Source organism: Ohessyouella blattaphilus (assembly GCF_024721265.1).
In the GTDB taxonomy this organism is placed as follows: Bacteria; Bacillota; Clostridia; order Lachnospirales; family Lachnospiraceae; genus Aequitasia; species Aequitasia blattaphilus_A.
Genome location: NZ_JAMXOC010000001.1, coordinates 103992 through 121876 on the forward strand (window position 1 = coordinate 103992; position 17885 = coordinate 121876).

Sequence of the window (17885 nt, forward strand, 5' to 3'; positions counted from 1 at the left end):
TCGCCAATGTTATATAAGGTTTTACGCATACAGCACGGTTCCTACCCATCAAAACTGTTTAACCATATGCCACAGAGCCGCAGACTAGAACAGGCATCCACGGGTGTCTATATATTCTTACATAACGTAGTCAGTTAAGACTCAGGCTAGTCAACAAGAGCTTTTAACAAGCTCCGTCCATAGAATTATGGGCGTGGGTTATTGACAAATAATCAATACCTTTCTGCAATCTCACCGCTTCTATAAGCGCTAAGCAGTAGTTCTAAATCCTCAATCTGGGCACGGAGCTCTTTGCCGATATCCGTATCCCCTACCTGCTGCCGCACCAGTGTGCGCTCCACCACGATGGTCTCTGAGTGAATATCGCTTTCATGGACGAGAGCTTGTTCCTTCGATTCAAAAGGATTGTGAGAAACCAAAATCAAGCCGTAAGAGTTGTAGATTAAGGTATAGCCAGCAATCCCTGTCTCTTTCTGATAGGCTTTCGAGAAGCCGCCGTCGATAACAAGAATCTTGCCACCTGCTTTAGAGGGACTCTCTCCTTCAATAGATTTTACCGGTACGTGACCATTGACAATATGTCCCGTTGCCACATCTAAGCCAAATTCTGCCAAGATCATATCGGCTGTTTCCTCATTATCCGAGAGCACGTAGTACGGGTTCTTCTTCTCTTTATGAGTCTCCTTATCGGCGATAAAATATCGCTCGAAGGTGGTCATCTTGTCTTTCCCAAATAGCGGCGAATTCTCATGACACCAGATAAACCACATCATGTCCCGTCCCTTTTCTCTTTCCTCAGGGTCTAATTCAAAGAAACCTTTTCGCACATAGCTTTCCAAAACTTCATATAGCTTTTTGCCACGATACTTCTTCCCGAAGACTTCTACTTCTTTCAGTTTTCCTTCCGCCGTTAGCGGTACGCAGCCGTGGTATAGCAAGTTGTTATTATAAACCTTAAAGAGATTGCCCTTATTTAGCAAAAACCGCATATGGGCCTGAAGCTTTTCACACCCGATAAAGGCGGACTCCAGGCGACTCATAATCTCTTCTTCCTCTTCTGTTAACGCCAGCGGGTCTAGCGGATTGACTGTTGGCAGGTATGTATCCTTAAGAGGATACTCCTTCCCACCTAAAGTGATTATCCCCCGTTCGTAGTCAATGCATTCCAGGAGGTTACGGTCTTCCATCTTAAAGCTTCCTCGCTTCTTAACAATCTGCCCTTCCACCTTGAACTGTAAAATGGCAATCGCCTTATGCATCTTTATATTGAGTTCCTGTTCCTTCTCGTTAATACAGGGATCGCCCTTTAGCTGAAAACAGGTACAAGGATCGTCTTTATAGGTATTAAGAGCGTACGTCGCCAGCGGTAACAGGTTGATGCCGTAGCTATCTTCTAAAATGTCCATATTGCCATAGCGAGCACAAATCCGGATTACGTTGGCAATGCAGCTGCGCTGACCGGCTGCTGCGCCCATCCAGAGAACGTCGTGGTTGCCCCACTGAATATCCAGCGAATGGTACGTCATCAGCTTATCCATAATCTTATGGGGTCCAGGACCACGATCAAAAATATCACCGACGATATGCAAGTGGTCGATAACGAGACGCTGAATCAGCTCACTAATCGCCACGATAAAATCCTCCGCCCGGCCAACTCTGATAATCGTATTAACAATCTCGCTGTAATAATGTTCCTTATCGGTGCCGTCGTTTACCTCGGTCATCAATTCTTCGATAATATAAGCAAAATCACTTGGTAGTGCCTTACGCACCTTCGAGCGGGTATACTTACTGGCGGCTGCTTTGCACACCTCCACTAAGCGATACAAGGTAATACGGTACCACTCTTCCATATCCACCCTTTGCTCTTTAATAATTTCCATCTTCTCTTTTGGATAGTAAATCAGCGTTGCTAGTCCCCGCTTATCCTGCTCACTAAGGGTTTTTCCAAACACATCGCCAATCTTCCGGCGAACCGCCCCAGACCCATTCTTTAACACGTGGTAGAACGCTTCATCTTCCCCGTGAATATCGGTCATAAAATGCTCAGTACCCTTAGGTAAGTTAAGGATTGCCTGTAGGTTAATCGCTTCTGTAGAAGCGCTAGCAATCGTCGGAAACAGCTGTGATAACCGCTCCAGATACTTCCTGTCCAAACTCTTCATGGCTTACATCCTCCTAGATTACATCCTCCATGCCATAGCGACCTGGGGCTTTGCCAGCTAAGAATTTTGCTGCTTCTACTGCCCCTTTAGCAAACACCGTTTTTGAATACGCCGTATGCTTAAATTCGATTACTTCATCAGGACCGGCGTAGATTACTTCGTGCTCGCCCACAATCGTTCCCCCGCGAACCGCCGAAATACCGATTTCTTCTTTTTTTCGTGGTTCTCTCACCTGGCTACGATCGTAGTTATAGGCATATTCATTATTCAATTCCTCATTGATGGAGTCTGCCAGAGCAAGGGCCGTTCCACTAGGGGCATCTACCTTTAGGCGATGGTGTTTTTCCACAATCTCCGTATCAAAGCCTGCAGGAACCAAGACCTTTGTCGCTTCTTTCACTAGCTTAAGGAGCAAATTGATTCCCAGCGACATATTAGCGGATTTAAGAACGGCAACTTCTTTTGCTGCTGCAGCAGCCTTCTCTAGCTGTGCTTCTGTAAGTCCGGTAGTACAGAGAACGACCGGTATCTTCTTCGCCACGCAGTCGCTAATTAATGCATCAACAGCTGCAGCATTTGAAAAATCGATAACCACATCGGCCTCCACATCACACTGCGCAAGGCTCTTAAAGACCGGGTAATCGTTCTTTTGTTCCGTATATTGATCCACTCCCGCAACGATAGCGATCCCTTCGTCATCCTGTGCAAGTCCCGTGATAACCTGACCCATCTTCCCGTTACAACCGTGCATTATTGCTCTTACCATCTTAATTCCTCCCGTGTTTTTCCTGATTGATATCGAATTTGCGCTCGGCAATTACATAATAAAAAGGATACCATATTTGTAAAGTTTCCTCAACAAAATAGGTATCCCCAATAACTATTCGCTCTTCTCTTTCTTTTCCAAAAAAAGTTTTCTCGTAATAAAATTATAAACCATCACAATGGCTGTGGCGCCAATTTTAACAAACATATAGTTAATTCCCAGCTTGTCTACACCTAGCCACATTACCAGTTGGTTAATACCTAGACCAATTACGCTTAGAATCAAATAAATCAAAAACTCCACGAACTTATTACGGCCAGGTTCAGATACAAAAACATACTTCATGTTTAAGATATAGTTAATAATAACAGAGATAGAAAAAGAAATCCCAGATGAAAGCAAATAATTAACTCCAATTATTTCTTTCAAAAAAATCATTACTCCATAATCGATAAAAAAACAAATAATTCCGACCAGACCAAATTTGATAATTTGTCCAATTAACTTTTTCATACATACCTCTTTCTTAAGCTAGCTTCAACCAAACAATTATAGCGGTAACTATACGGATTTTCAATACTTTCTTTATTATTGCTTCCATTTGTGCTAGACTACATTAGTTAACGATTCAAACATAGAAGGTGGTTAAAATGAATAAACAAAGAGAAGACATTAGAAATATAGCTATTATCGCCCACGTCGACCACGGTAAGACAACCCTAGTAGACGAGCTATTAAAGCAAAGCGGCGTTTTTAGAGAAAATCAAGAAGTTAGAGAGCGGGTGATGGACTCTAATGATATCGAAAGAGAAAGGGGTATTACCATCCTTTCGAAGAATACAGCGGTTACTTATAAAAATACTAAAATCAATATTATCGACACTCCCGGTCACGCCGACTTTGGCGGTGAGGTTGAACGAGTCCTAAAGATGGTCAACGGGGTGGTCTTAGTGGTAGACGCTTTTGAAGGCGCTATGCCCCAGACCAAATTCGTCCTTAGAAAAGCGTTAGAACTAGGGCTTCCCGTTATCGTCTGCGTAAATAAAATTGACCGCCCGGAGGCTCGGCCGACAGAGGTTATCGATGAAATCCTCGAGCTCTTTATCGACCTTGATGCCGATGATGAGCAGATTGAATTCCCCTTGGTCTACGCTTCTGCCAAGTCCGGCTACGCAATTGTAGAGCTTGAAGACGATCACAAGAATATGAAGCCTTTATTTGAGGCGATTTTAGAACATATCCCTGCGCCCGTTGGCGATCCCGACGCTGCTTGCCAAGTGATGATTAGCACCATTGACTATAATGAATATGTAGGTCGTATCGGCGTTGGGAAGGTGGATAACGGCGTAATCAAGGTGGGCATGGATGCTGTAGTGGTCAACGCTCACGATCCTGAACGAGTAGAAAAAGTACGCATCAACAAACTTTATGAATTTGACGGTTTGGATAAGGTAGATGTAAAGGAAGCCAGCATTGGCTCTATTGTTGCCATCTCTGGCATTGCCGATATCTCCATTGGCGATACTATCGCCTCTCCCGAAAATCCCCAGGCAATCCCCTTCCAGAAAATCTCGGAACCGACGATTGCCATGCAGTTCTTAGTAAACGACAGTCCCTTTGCCGGGCTTGAGGGCAAATTTGTTACCTCCAGGCATATCCGGGAGCGCCTCTTTAGAGAGCTGAATACCGATGTTAGCTTGCGGGTGGAAGAAAGCGAAAACGGCGATAGCTTTAAGGTGTCCGGTCGTGGCGAGCTTCATTTATCTGTTTTAATCGAAAACATGCGCCGAGAAGGCTATGAATTTGCCGTCAGTAAAGCCGAAGTCCTCTACCGCCGAGACGAGAACGATAAGCTCTTAGAACCAATGGAAGTGGCTTACATCGACGTTCCCGACGAATTTACCGGTGCCGTTATCGAAAAGCTTAGTATGCGCAAAGGGGAGCTTCGAAACATGAGCGCTTCCAACGGTGGCTACACCCGGATCGAGTTTGCCATTCCCGCTCGTGGCTTAATCGGATATCGCGGCGAATTCCTAACGGATACCAAAGGAAACGGGATTATCAATACGGCTTATGAAGGATACGCTCCTTATAAAGGCGATATCTCCTACCGGAAGCTGGGTTCGCTAATCGCCTTTGAAACCGGCGAAGCCGTCACCTATGGCCTCTTCAGCGCCCAGGAAAGAGGCGTTCTCTTTATCGGGGCAGGTGAGAAAGTGTACGCGGGCATGATTATTGGTGAAAATGCCAAGGCCGAAGATATCGAGGTTAACGTCTGCAAGACGAAGCATCTGACCAACACCAGATCCTCAGGTGCTGATGATGCCCTGCGACTTAGCCCGCCGAAAATCTTAAGCCTTGAAGAAGCCCTGGACTTTATCGAGACCGACGAACTATTAGAAGTAACCCCTACCCACTTACGAATCCGGAAGAAGATTTTAGATGCCAAAATGCGAAAGAGAGTCAAAAAATAGATGAACTTCCTCCAGACCTTAGAGAAAATCCGAATACCGATCCTCGATGTGCTTATGCAAGGAATCACCTTCTTCGGTGAAGAACTGGTGATTATCTGTGTCGTCTGCACCTTATACTGGTGCGTGAATAAGCGCTTTGCCTACTTGCTAGCGCTTAACTACTTCGTCGCTGGACTCTTTGTCCAGACGTTAAAGATTACCTTTCGCATACCTCGGCCCTGGATTCTTGATCCGAACTTTAAGGCGGTTGAAAGCGCTCTCCCTGGTGCCACTGGCTATTCATTTCCCAGTGGCCACACCCAGGGTGCCACTTCTCTTTATACGAACCTAGCTTTAAAAACTCAAAAACGCTGGCTTAAAATAGTATTTTCCTGCGCTTTCTTACTAGTGGGGTTTTCACGAATGTACCTAGGTGTTCACACCCCCAAAGACGTGCTTGTTTCGATGACCCTCTCCCTAGTAGTAGCCTTTATCATTTGGTATAAGCGCTACACCCTTTTAAAGTACAAGCACACCAAGAAGGTCGCCCTCGGACTTTTTATCCTTTCCTTAGGTGTCTTAATCTATGCCTCTATTCTGGCCACTAGGCCAGGTTTGGATTTGACAATCGCTTTAGATGCTTTTAAGGCCGCCGGGGCGGGAACAGGCTTCGCCCTTGGTTGGTATTTGGAGCGTACGAAGCTAAAATTTAGTACCCGCTGTCCTAAGCTTAGTTTACAAGGATTAAAGTTAGGCGTCGGTCTCCTTACGACTGCTCTTCTAAAAGTAGTCCTAGGATTACTCCCTAAAGGGAACCCAGCTTTTGTCTTTTCTGCCTACTTTGTCTTGATACTATGGATTATCTTTTTCTATCCTTTCATTTTCAAATTTTATCTTAACAAACGAAAACATTCATGATATACTCTATATATCAGATAAATCATGATTTTAGAACCTCTTTGTCAGACATATCTGAAATATCTATTTAAGGAGTTGGACGCCATGAAATTTATTATTAGTGGGAAAAACATCGAAGTAACAAGCGGCTTAAGAGAAGCCGTAGAAAGCAAATTGGGGAAGCTGGAAAGGTATTTTACTCCTGAAACCGAAGTTATCGTAACCTTAAGTGTAGAAAAAGAAAGGCAAAAAATCGAAGTAACTATTCCTGTAAAAGGAAGTATCGTTCGTTCCGAACAAGTCAGCAGCGATATGTATGTATCCATCGACTTAGTTGAAGAAGTGATCGAACGTCAGCTACGTAAATACAAGAATAAATTAGTAGAGAAGCACCGGGATAGCGGTAGCTTTAAGCAAGAATTCTTCAATGATTCTGATGCCGATGATACGAACGACGGCGACATCAAAATCGTTAGAACGAAACGCTTTGGCATTAAGCCCATGTTCCCAGAAGATGCTTGTATTCAAATGGAGCTTCTCGGACACGACTTCTTCGTCTTTAGTAACGCTGAGACCGATGAAGTAAATGTAGTCTACAAAAGAAAGAACGGAACTTTCGGGTTAATCGAACCGGAGTTCAACTAAACTAAATACGAAAAACAAGGGCTACTCGCGCAAGCGATGGCCCTTTTATAATACCACAACTTTCCCTTCGCTCTCTACGAACCAGCACGCATCCCCTAAGGTAAACTCCGCTTTTCCACTGCTTAAATTGGCGGTGAGTTTTTCTAACTCTGAGACTTTATCCGTAGCAACGATTAGCTTAAGGCAAACGTCCTGGGAAAACTCGGTATCTAAAAGCGAATACTCTCCTAGTTCTATGGCGTTCTTAATTTTACCGTGATCTTGATAGCTAGTTATAATTTCTACCATCCATCCCTTTCTTTTAACCGCTACCGCCGATGCATCAAGACCCGCCTTCGCTGACTTTGAGTACGCTCTTACAAGGCCGCCGGCCCCTAACAACACACCTCCGAAGTACCTAGTTACCACGACCAGGGCGTCGTGCACCTCTTCTTTCAAGAGAATTTCTAAAATCGGCTTGCCGGCAGTACCACTTGGCTCGCCATCATCACTAAAGCGCTGAAGCTCATTGTTCTCGCCACAGACGAAGGCGTAACAGTTGTGCCTAGCATCCCAATACTTTTTCTTTATCTCCCCGATAAACTTAAGGGCCTCTTCTTCCGTCTTAACCGGATAAGTAGTGGCGATAAAACGGGACTTTTTCTCGATCACCTCGCCTTGTCCCCCATTATATAAAATCTTCTTTTCCATCTGCACATTCTCCTCTATTTATTACTTTAACGAAAATTATTAGCTTTTCCCACCCTAACCTTTATGTTATAATTTAATACTGTGAAGGAGGGTATACTTATTATGAACTATAGTAACAAAAAAACCCAACAAAAACAAAAACGCGTGGCTTCAAAATCAACCCGGCAGAAAAAGCGTGTCGGCGTTCGACTTTTTAAGGCCTTTTTATTGATTATATTATTCGTCGGCATCGCTACCCTAATCGGCGGTGGTATCTTCTTAAAGAAGATTATCGATGACGCCCCAGAAATCACGCCAAAAGATGTGCAACCCCAAAACTTTACTTCCATCGCTTACGCTGATGATAACACCACGGAGATTGACCGCTTTGTTACTTCTGGCTCTAACCGGATTTACCGCACCATCGACGAGATTCCTGCCGACTTACAGCACGCTTTTGTGGCTGTCGAGGATGAGCGTTTCTATAAGCATAAGGGTGTGGATCCTCAGGGTACCTTAAGAGCCGCTGTATCGGTTCTCGCGTCCGGAAGCTTTGACGGCGGTGGTGGTAGTACCATTACCCAGCAGTTAGTTAAGAACATGGTCTTTCCTGAGTTTGCTGAGGGCGAGTCCAAAGTCGAAAAAGTAGAACGTAAAATCCAAGAGATGTACTTATCCTTAAAGATTGAAAAAGAGATGGATAAGAATATGATTCTCGAAAGCTACATGAACACCGTTAACTTAGGTCAAAATGCCTTAGGCGTTCAGACCGCTTCCAAGACCTACTTCAGCAAGGACGTTAAGGATATCACCCTGTCAGAGGCTACGGTAATTGCCGGGATTACACAAAACCCTACCCGTTATAACCCGATTACCAATCCCGACTTAAACAAGGCCAGACGTCAAATCATTCTCGATAAAATGTTAGCCCAGGGTTATATTGAAAAAGCGGCCTATGACGAAGCTTTAGCTGACGATGTCTACGCTAGGATTCAGCAGAATTATTCTGCTCAAGTCACTTCGCCAAACAGCTATTTTGTGGACGCCCTGTCCCAACAGATTCTTGAGGATTTACAGACTAATTTGAGCTATTCACAAGCTAAGGCTTATCACATGCTCTACGGTGGCGGCCTTAATATTCAGTCTACCCAAAGCTTACATGTCCAAGGTGTGTGTGAACAAGAAATGAATAATGCCGCGAATTATCCGGCTGCCGTCGAATACGGGCTCGATTACTTGTGTACTATCCACCGGGCCGACGGTACTGTAGAGAACTATAGTAGCGGTCATATCTTCAATTTCTCTAAAGGAGTACTAGGAAGACCCTACGGGTTGATTTTCTCTTCGCCTGAAGAAGCCCAAGTGGTAATCGACCAATGGAAGGCCACCGTTGCGAGAGACGGTGATACGTACGACGAACGGGTTAATATCTCACCTCAACCTCAAGCTTCCGTAACTGTAATCGACCAGACAAACGGACAGATTAAGGGGATTGTGGGCGGCCGTGGCGAGAAATCGTCTAGCCAAAGCTTAAATAGAGCGTATAAAGATACCACCAGACAACCTGGTTCCGTCTTTAAGATTATTACCGCCTATGCGCCCGCTTTTGATACGGGAATGTCCACCCTCTCGACTGTTGAAAAGGACGAGGCTATTAAAAAATCTGATGGCACTACTCTGGTGAACGCTTACTCCGGTTACTTAGGAAGCGTAACCCTACGTACAGCCATTAACGAATCCATCAATACGGTAGCTTATAAAATCACCGAAAAGGTGGGCTTACCTGTTGCCTTTGATTATGCTAAAAAACTCGGTATTACTACTTTGATTGAATCAGAGGTAATTAACGGAGAAGTCTTTTCTGATCTGACCGGCGGCTTACCTTTAGGCTCACTAACAAAGGGGGTACGCAACTACGAAGTATGCTCTGCCTTTGCGGCTATCGCTAACGGCGGTGTCTACAACGCCCCGACCCTTTATACTAAGGTTCTGGACATGGATGGCCATCTCCTTTTAGACGGTACTGGCGAACAACATCAAGCCATTAAAGATAGCACTGCTTATTTACTAACAAGCGCCATGGAATCTGTCGTTAAAGATGGTACAGGAACCGCCTATAGTATGGGCGATATGGCCGTTGCTGGAAAGACAGGAACCACGGATGATAGCGTGGATTACTGGTTTGCTGGTTTTACCCGGTATTATACCTGTACCGTTTGGGTTGGTTTTGACGAAAATAAACATATGCCATATAACTTTAACCCGCTGATTTGGACTAGCATTATGAATCGTATTCACGAAGGGCTGGCTCCTCTCGGCTTTGATCCACCTGCTTCAGTAGAACAGCTAAGCGTATGTCGCATCACTGGCAAGCTAGCTGGTACCGGTTGCTCAGTCATAACCGAATGGTTTGCCAAAGACACGGCACCAACAGAAGTATGTAGCGGCCACTACGTAGCCCCGAGTACCCCAAGTACGGGAAGCTCCGACAGCAATAGTGAAACCCCAACAGACAATACTGGCAATGGCGGTGATACTGGAGGCAACACAGGCGATGGCGGCGATACCGGAGGTAACACGGGTGATGGCGGCGATACTGGTGGCGGCACTACCGAACCACCGGCAGAAGGCGGCACTACCCCTTAATAAAACTCATTAAAAGGCACTAGAGTAAACTTTCGCTCTAGTGCCTCTTTTTAACCTATCTTTAGTTTATAAACAACTTGGCAGCGCCATAAATACCGGCATCATTGCCTAGCTTTGCCAAAGAAAACTTCAGCTCTTTATTAGCAAAGAAGGCTTCTTTTCTAAAATTCTTCTTAACGTAATCTAAGAGAATCTCACCAGCCTTACTAACCCCACCGCCGATTACGACGATGTGAGGATCAATGATAACCGCAATGGTTTCAATCGCCTTACCTAAGTAGCTTCCGAATTCTTCCACCACTTCTGTAGCGACGACATCGCCTTCTTTCATGGCGTCAAAGACCGTCTTGGCCGAAATTTCTCCGCCTCTAAGTGTTGACGGAGAATCGTCTTTTTCAAGACGACGTCTGGTTAGCCTAGCAATCCCGGTAGCCGAAGCGTATTGCTCAAGACAGCCCCGACGACCACAGCCACAGACTTCTTTCTCGTAAGGATTCACCTGCATATGGCCGATTTCACCGCCACCGCCGTGCTCGCCGACAACGGCCTCACCGCCCACAAGGATACCGCCACCAACACCAGTACCTAGGGTAATAAGGACTAGATTACCATAACCATCACCACCACCCTTCCACATTTCGCCAAGAGCAGCTACATTAGCGTCATTTTCGACTCTCACCTTCATCCCTGAAAGCTCTTCGAATTCCGCTTTAATATTTTTATAACCCCAACCTAGGTTGGCCGTTTGCTGAACGATGCCTTGCTTATTAACGGGTCCGGGAATGCCTACGCCAATTCCCATCATGCGTTTTTTATCCAAATTCTTTTCTGTTAAATAATCATTCAGTGATTTCGTAATATCCGGCAAGATATTCTCACCGCCGTTTTCTGTGCGGCTCTTTATCTCCCATTTGTCTATTAGGGTCCCATCTTGGGCAAAGAAGCCGATTTTTACTGTGGTTCCACCAATATCAACCCCGAAACAATGTCTCATGGTATCCTATTCCTCCCTAACTATTTTTTGACAGGTTTTCCTGTACTCTTTTATAAAGCGCTTCTGCTGCGTTATAGCCCATCTTCTTCTGACGGTGATTTACAGCTGCTGTTTCCACGATAATGGAAAGGTTACGTCCTGGACGAATCGGTAGATTGTGACATACTACCTTATTACCTAAAAATTCGGTATGCTGCTCCTCTAGGCCTAGACGGTCGTAATCTTTGTCTTTATCCCAGTCCTCTAACGTAATAACCAGATCGATATTCTGGGTCTCGCGCACGCTTTGAACGCCGTATAACGTCTTAACATCGACGATGCCGATTCCTCGTAGCTCGATGAAATGGCGGGTAATCTCTGGTGCCGTACCCACTAAAGTTTCATCGCTTACCTTACGGATCTCTACCACATCATCGCTTACCAGGCGGTGCCCTCTTTTGATTAACTCAAGGGCCGCTTCGCTTTTACCGATACCGCTCTCGCCCATAATCAAGACACCTACGCCATAGACATCCACCAGCACACCGTGAATCGAAATCCTTGGTGCTAGCTGTACGTTTAGCCAACGGATAATCTCTGCTGTAAATTCTGAAGTGGGCATTTCTGTCTGTAAAACAGGAATGCCGGCGGCCTCAGCCTTTTCTAAAATGCGTTTTTCCGGCTCCTGATTTCTCGTAAACACAATCGCCGGAATCTGATAGGAAAAGAGCTTATCGTACATTTCTTCTCGCTTTTCTACCGGTAGCCCCCCCAGATAAGTCTCCTCTACGTGACCGATAATCTGAACTCGTTCGGAATCAAAATGCTCGAAGAAACCGGTTAACTGTAGCGCCGGGCGGTTAATGTCAGGAACGCCGACGGAGATATTAGCAATATCTACCTCTGGCGTTAAATTTTTAAGTTTCATCTTGTCGATGATTTTCTTTAACTTTACTACTCTATCCATAAAATGTGGTGCCTCCTTCTAATTAAGATCACTTACGTTCATCATTATACTTTATTCGTGAAAAAAATCATAGACTTCCTGGGCGACTTTTTCATTCATTCCCGGAAGTTTCGTCAACTCAGCCACCGAGGCCGCTTTTAACTGATCGATACTTTGAAAGCTGCGCATCAATTCCTTGCGCCTAGCAGGACCGACGCCTTTAATATCATCGAGAATTGAGTGCACCTGTCCCTTGCTGCGCAAATCCCGGTGAAAGGTAATGGCAAAGCGGTGAGCCTCGTCCTGAATTCTGGTAATCAAGCGAAAACCTTCGCTGTTTTTAGGAATAGGAATCTCCACATTGTTATAGTACAGACCTCGCGTCCGGTGCTTATCGTCTTTCACCATCCCGCAAACTGGAATCTGCAAATCCAGTTCAGCTAACACCGACAGAGCTATACCTACTTGTCCCTTTCCCCCGTCCATCATAATCAGATCTGGGAAGGTATCGAACTTCCCTGTCTGGGGGGCGCCTCTGCCTTCTTCTTGCTCCTTTAAGCCGTGACGAAAACGCCGACCTAAAACCTCGGCCAGACTCTTATAATCATCGGCCCCTTCTACGCCTTTTATCTTAAACTTCCGGTAATCGTTGCGCTTCGGTCGCCCCTTTTCATAGACCACCATGGAGCCCACGCTATCAAAACCGCTAATATTGGAGATATCATACGCCTCGATACGGTCGCAGTGAGGAATGCCTAGAAGCCCTGCAATCTCCTTCGTCGCTCCAATCGTCCGCCCGGCTTCTCGCTGCAAACGTTCTTTATCGGTGTTCAAAATCAAGCTAGCATTCTTCGTAGCCAGTTCGACTAACCGCTCTTTCTGTCCCTTTTGCGGCACGATTAGGTGCACCCTGGCTTCCCGTCTAGAGCTAAGCCACTCTTCAATCACTTCCTGATCAGCAACCGCTGTTGGCAGCATCACCTCGCCAGGAATAAAGGGCGTTCCGCCGTAAAACTGCTTAATAAAGCTAGATAGGAGCTGCCCTTCGCTATCACCGGCCCCATTCTTTAAGTAAAAGTGGTCCCGACCGATTAAGCGCCCGCCTCTGATAAAGAATACCTGGACTACAGCATCACCGGCGTCCCTAGCAATTCCTAGGATATCCCGGTCGCTACCTTTCGTATCGGTAATCTTCTGGCGCTGGGCAATTTTGCTGACGCTAGCTAGTAAGTCCCGGTACTCTCCCGCTAATTCATAGTTCAACTCCTGGGCAGCATTTTCCATCTTGGCTTTAAGCTTCTCCTGAACATCGTCGTACTTACCGCCTAAGAAACTGAGAACCTGGTCAACGTACTCCCGGTACTCACTCTCGGAAATATAGCCTTGGCAAGGACCTTTACACTGGTGGATATGGTAGTAAAGGCACGGCCTTTCCTTGCCGATATCCCTAGGTAACTTACGGTTGCAGTCCCTAATAAAGTAGAGCTTACGCATCAGTTCTATGGTATCTTTGACCGCGCCAGCACTGGTGTAAGGGCCAAAGTATTTGGCCTTATCCTTGGCCAGCTTCCGCGCCAGCATAATCCTGGGGAAGGGCTCTTGTACCGTGACTTTAATAAAGGGATACCCTTTATCGTCCATCAACATGGTGTTGTACTTCGGGTGGTGTTCCTTAATTAAATTGCACTCCAAAACTAAGGCCTCGACCTCAGAATCGGTAACGATGTATTCAAAGCGACGGATATGGGTAACCATTTGCTCTATCTTGGCACCCTTGTTCCGACTACTCTGAAAATACTGACGTACGCGGTTTCTAAGACTCAAGGCCTTACCTACATAGATGATTTCATCACTTTCATCATGCATCAGATATACGCCCGGCTTGGCCGGTAGCTTTTTTAACTCTTCTGGTATATCAAACGATGGGTTCTTCATCAACTTTTTCTTTCTCGGTTATACGTTCTTTTTCTTTTTGCTTCTCATCCGGATCGATACCCTCGGCTTTGTAGAAAATTTCCATAAACTCTTTTCCGGTGATTGTCTCTTTCTCAATCAAGAAGTCGGCAATCTCATCCATAGTCTTCCGGTGTCCCGTCAGCAGACGCTTCGCTTCTTCGTAGGCATCCTTTAGCTTGGCCATAATCTCTTTATCGATTTCCCCAGCGGTCTCTTCTGCGCAGTTACGTACCGCCCGTCCGTCTAAGTAACGGTTCTGGACAGATTCTAGACCAATCAGACCGAACTTCTCACTCATACCGTACTGGGTAATCATCGCCCTGGCAATACCAGTCGCCCGTTCGATATCGTTAGAGGCTCCAGTGGTCACCGTATCAAAGACAATCTCCTCAGCTGCCCGACCGGCTAACATCCCTACTAGCATGGCTTCTAGCTCCTTCTTGGTGTTTAGGAACTTCTCCTCTTCTGGCGTATGCATAACGTAGCCAAGAGCTCCCATGGTCCTAGGAACAATGGTTATCTTCTGTACCGGTTCCGAATCTTTTTGTAGCGCACTTACAAGAGCGTGTCCTACCTCGTGGTAAGAGACGATCTTTCGCTCCTCCTGGCTCATAACCCGGTCCTTCTTCTCTTTACCTACTAAGACCACTTCTACCGCTTCAAATAAATCGTCTTGAGAAACAGCTCCGCGGCCATGCTTAACGGCGTTAATCGCTGCCTCGTTAATCATGTTGGCAAGGTCTGAACCTACCGCACCGCTAGTCGCTAAAGCGATAGCGTCTAAGTCCACGGTTTCATCCATCTTTACATCCTTTGAATGAACCTTAAGCACATCTACTCGGCCTTTCAGGTCTGGCTTTTCTACGATAATCCGGCGATCAAAGCGTCCCGGTCTTAAAAGCGCTGGGTCGAGAATCTCTGGTCTATTCGTCGCCGCTAGAAGAACCAGTCCCTTATTGCTTTCAAAGCCATCCATCTCTGCTAAAAGTTGGTTCAAGGTTTGCTCTCGCTCATCGTTGCCGCCGTACTGATTGTCACGGCTTTTACCGATAGCGTCGATTTCATCGATAAAGATAATACATGGCGCCATCTGCTGAGCTTGCTTAAATAAGTCGCGGACCCTAGAAGCACCTACACCCACGTACATTTCTACGAAGGCCGAACCTGATAGAGAAAAGAAAGGCACTTCTGCTTCACCGGCTACCGCTTTGGCTAGCAAGGTCTTACCGGTACCGGGTGGTCCCACTAACAGGGCTCCCTTTGGTAGCTTGGCTCCAACTTTTGTGTACTTACTGGGGTTATGTAAGAAATCCACCACTTCCTGGAGGCTTTCCTTCGCTTCATCCTGACCAGCCACATCTTTAAAGGTGACGCCGGTGGTCTTCTCCACATACATCTTGGCATTGCTTTTGCCAACGCCCATCATGCCGCCGCCTTTTGACATCTTGCGGACGAACCAAATGGTTATGCCGATTAAGATAGCCATGGGAATAGCAGTCATCAATAAGTTTAATACCATGGCCGAGGAGGTATCAGGAATCTCACCATCAATCTTAATCTTCGGCTTGGCTTTTTTAAGCATAGGTATTAAATCTTCGTCATAGATTCTACCTGTGTAAAACTCAGGTTGGGTCCCCTTATCCTTGTCTTTAACACCTTTAATTATAATCTTGTCACTTTCAAAGACGACTTCTGCCACCTCGCCTTTTTCTACCTTACTAAGAAACTCATCATACGTTATCTGCTCTGCCGACACATTTCCTCTAAAGGAATACAGCACGAGCATAATAATCGAGGTGATTGCCATTACCGACAGGATAAACATCATATTATTACGGTTTGGTCCTTGGGGATTTTGATCACCTTTGTTGTTTTTATTATTGGGATTGTTCTGATTGTCCATATACTCCTCCTATTCGTCCCTCTAATTATAGGTTTTAGGCGGTTCAAAATCAATTAAAACATTATGAAAAGACTGTGAAGTCAAAAACTCGGGAAAAGTATCGAAATAGTACTGTCTTTTTTTGCCGCTTTACGGTATAATTTGTAGGTATTTATTTAATTAAAAGGAGGCTCGTATGTCAGTAAAATATGTGTTTGTAACAGGGGGAGTGGTTTCAGGATTAGGAAAGGGCATTACCGCGGCTTCTTTAGGCCGATTATTAAAGGCCCGGGGGTATACGGTGACCATGCAAAAATTTGACCCTTATATCAATATCGATCCGGGCACAATGAACCCGGTGCAACACGGCGAAGTGTTCGTGACCAACGATGGCGCGGAAACCGACCTTGACTTGGGCCATTATGAACGTTTTATCGATGAGAATTTAAGTAAGAATTCCAATGTGACCACTGGAAAAATTTATTGGTCCGTTCTCCAAAAAGAACGCCGTGGAGACTTTGGTGGGGGTACCGTTCAGGTAATTCCCCATATCACCAACGAGATTAAGGACCGTTTTTACCGTAATCCTGCTACAAAGGATACGGAGATTGCCATTATCGAAGTCGGTGGTACGGTGGGCGACATGGAAAGCCAACCTTTCCTTGAGTCTATTAGACAATTTCAGCACGAGAAGGGCCGGGAGAACGTGGCTTTAATCCACGTAACCTTAATCCCTTATCTCCGAGCTTCTCAGGAAATGAAGACGAAGCCGACCCAGGCTAGCGTTAAGGACCTGCAAGAACTGGGTCTCCAACCAGATGTGATTGTATGTCGTTCCGAGTATCCGGTAGATAGAGAGCTGCGAGACAAGATTTCTCTTTTCTGTAACGTACCTACTTCTCACGTTCTGCAGAACCTGGATGTAGAGTATCTGTACGAAGCACCTCTCGCCATGGAGGAAGAGAATCTCGCTGGCGTTATCTGCGAGTGCTTAAAGCTAGATAACCCGACTCCTGATCTAAAGGAGTGGAAAGAGATGGTAGAATACTTAAAGCACCCCACGACGGAAGTAACGATTGCTCTCGTTGGGAAGTATATTCAGCTTCACGACGCTTATATCAGTGTGGTAGAAGCGCTCAAGCACGGGGGTATCTTTACCCGCTCTACCGTAAATATCAAATGGATTGACTCTGAGGAAGTGACTGCCGATAATGTGGACGAACTTCTAGGAGATGTCAACGGTATCTTAGTTCCTGGCGGCTTTGGCGACCGGGGTATTGATGGTAAAATTCACGCCATCACCTATGCCCGGGAAAACAAAGTTCCTTACTTAGGTCTTTGCTTAGGCATGCAACTTGCCATCGTCGAGTTTGCTCGCAATGTAATTGGTTACCACGATGCTCATTCGGCTGAATTAAAGCCAGATACTACTCATCCGATGATTCATATCATGCCAGAACAAATTGGCATTGAAAATATCGGTGGCACTTTAAGATTAGGGGCTTATCCATGTATCTTAGATGAAAGTTCGAAGGCTTACGGACTTTATGGCCAGAAAGAAATCAGCGAACGCCATCGCCATCGCTACGAAGTGAATAATGATTACCGGGAAGAATTAGAAGAAAAAGGAATGTTACTTTCCGGCTTCTCACCGGATGGTCGCATTGTAGAGATGATCGAATTAAAGGATCACCCTTGGTTCTTGGCAACTCAGGCTCATCCTGAACTTAAATCAAGACCAAACCGTCCTCACCCGCTATTCCAAGGTTTCGTCGAAGCCGCTCTGAAAAACAAAAAATAGTATTCTAAAAAAACAGGACAGCTGCGGCTGTCCTGTTTTTTTTATGTAATAGTACACGCCAAAGGCGCAAGAATTTGCGGAACGCA

The 17885-nt window shown here is 45.6% G+C and carries 13 protein-coding genes; 5 read left to right on the plus strand and 8 right to left on the minus strand.

Annotated features, from left to right (window positions below):
* Positions 1-212: 212 nt before the first annotated feature.
* The 3 genes from NHH16_RS00410 to NHH16_RS00420 all read right to left on the minus strand — a co-directional run bounded on the left by NHH16_RS00410 (position 213) and on the right by NHH16_RS00420 (position 3444).
* Entirely contained in the window at positions 213-2165 is a 1953-nt protein-coding gene (locus tag NHH16_RS00410) for a fructose-1,6-bisphosphatase (RefSeq protein WP_262067621.1), read from the minus strand.
* A gap of 13 nt (positions 2166-2178) precedes the next feature.
* Entirely contained in the window at positions 2179-2931 is a 753-nt protein-coding gene (gene dapB, locus NHH16_RS00415; protein WP_262067622.1) for a 4-hydroxy-tetrahydrodipicolinate reductase, read from the minus strand.
* A gap of 114 nt (positions 2932-3045) precedes the next feature.
* On the minus strand, positions 3046-3444 hold the full coding sequence (locus tag NHH16_RS00420; RefSeq protein WP_262067623.1) for a GtrA family protein: 399 nt from the start codon (positions 3442-3444) through the stop codon (positions 3046-3048).
* A gap of 137 nt (positions 3445-3581) precedes the next feature.
* On the opposite strand from NHH16_RS00420, the gene typA reads away from it, so the two are divergent.
* From typA to hpf, 3 genes are all read left to right on the plus strand, one after another.
* Complete coding sequence (gene typA / locus NHH16_RS00425) at positions 3582-5405, plus strand: translational GTPase TypA (RefSeq protein WP_262067624.1); 1824 nt, start codon at positions 3582-3584, stop codon at positions 5403-5405.
* The gene (locus tag NHH16_RS00430) at positions 5406-6302 is read left to right on the plus strand and encodes a phosphatase PAP2 family protein (RefSeq protein WP_262067625.1); all 897 of its coding nucleotides are present in this window, start codon (positions 5406-5408) and stop codon (positions 6300-6302) included. It abuts the gene before it with no gap.
* Between the two features lie 84 nt (positions 6303-6386).
* Positions 6387-6926 (plus strand): ribosome hibernation-promoting factor, HPF/YfiA family, encoded by a 540-nt coding sequence (hpf, locus tag NHH16_RS00435; protein ID WP_262067626.1) that lies wholly within the window; start codon positions 6387-6389, stop codon positions 6924-6926.
* A gap of 45 nt (positions 6927-6971) precedes the next feature.
* On the opposite strand, the gene NHH16_RS00440 is transcribed toward hpf, so the two are convergent.
* Positions 6972-7616, minus strand: coding sequence for a YigZ family protein (locus NHH16_RS00440; RefSeq protein ID WP_262067627.1), 645 nt, complete (start codon positions 7614-7616; stop codon positions 6972-6974).
* Between the two features lie 102 nt (positions 7617-7718).
* On the opposite strand from NHH16_RS00440, the gene NHH16_RS00445 reads away from it, so the two are divergent.
* The gene (locus NHH16_RS00445; protein WP_262067628.1) at positions 7719-10241 is read left to right on the plus strand and encodes a transglycosylase domain-containing protein; all 2523 of its coding nucleotides are present in this window, start codon (positions 7719-7721) and stop codon (positions 10239-10241) included.
* A gap of 61 nt (positions 10242-10302) precedes the next feature.
* Here NHH16_RS00445 and NHH16_RS00450 read toward each other — a convergent pair whose 3' ends face one another.
* The 4 genes from NHH16_RS00450 to ftsH are packed head-to-tail and all read right to left on the minus strand — an operon-like array spanning position 10303 to position 16019.
* Entirely contained in the window at positions 10303-11235 is a 933-nt protein-coding gene (locus NHH16_RS00450) for an ROK family glucokinase (protein WP_262067629.1), read from the minus strand.
* Between the two features lie 16 nt (positions 11236-11251).
* Complete coding sequence (hprK, locus tag NHH16_RS00455; protein ID WP_262067630.1) at positions 11252-12181, minus strand: HPr(Ser) kinase/phosphatase; 930 nt, start codon at positions 12179-12181, stop codon at positions 11252-11254.
* 51 nt (positions 12182-12232) lie between these two features.
* A complete protein-coding gene (gene uvrC, locus NHH16_RS00460) occupies positions 12233-14095 on the minus strand; it encodes an excinuclease ABC subunit UvrC (protein WP_262067631.1) in 1863 nt (620 codons plus the stop codon).
* Entirely contained in the window at positions 14076-16019 is a 1944-nt protein-coding gene (ftsH, locus tag NHH16_RS00465; RefSeq protein ID WP_262067632.1) for an ATP-dependent zinc metalloprotease FtsH, read from the minus strand. The genes uvrC and ftsH overlap by 20 nt, the downstream gene beginning before the upstream one ends.
* A gap of 175 nt (positions 16020-16194) precedes the next feature.
* On the opposite strand from ftsH, the gene NHH16_RS00470 reads away from it, so the two are divergent.
* On the plus strand, positions 16195-17799 hold the full coding sequence (locus NHH16_RS00470; RefSeq protein ID WP_262067633.1) for a CTP synthase: 1605 nt from the start codon (positions 16195-16197) through the stop codon (positions 17797-17799).
* Positions 17800-17885: the final 86 nt, after the last annotated feature.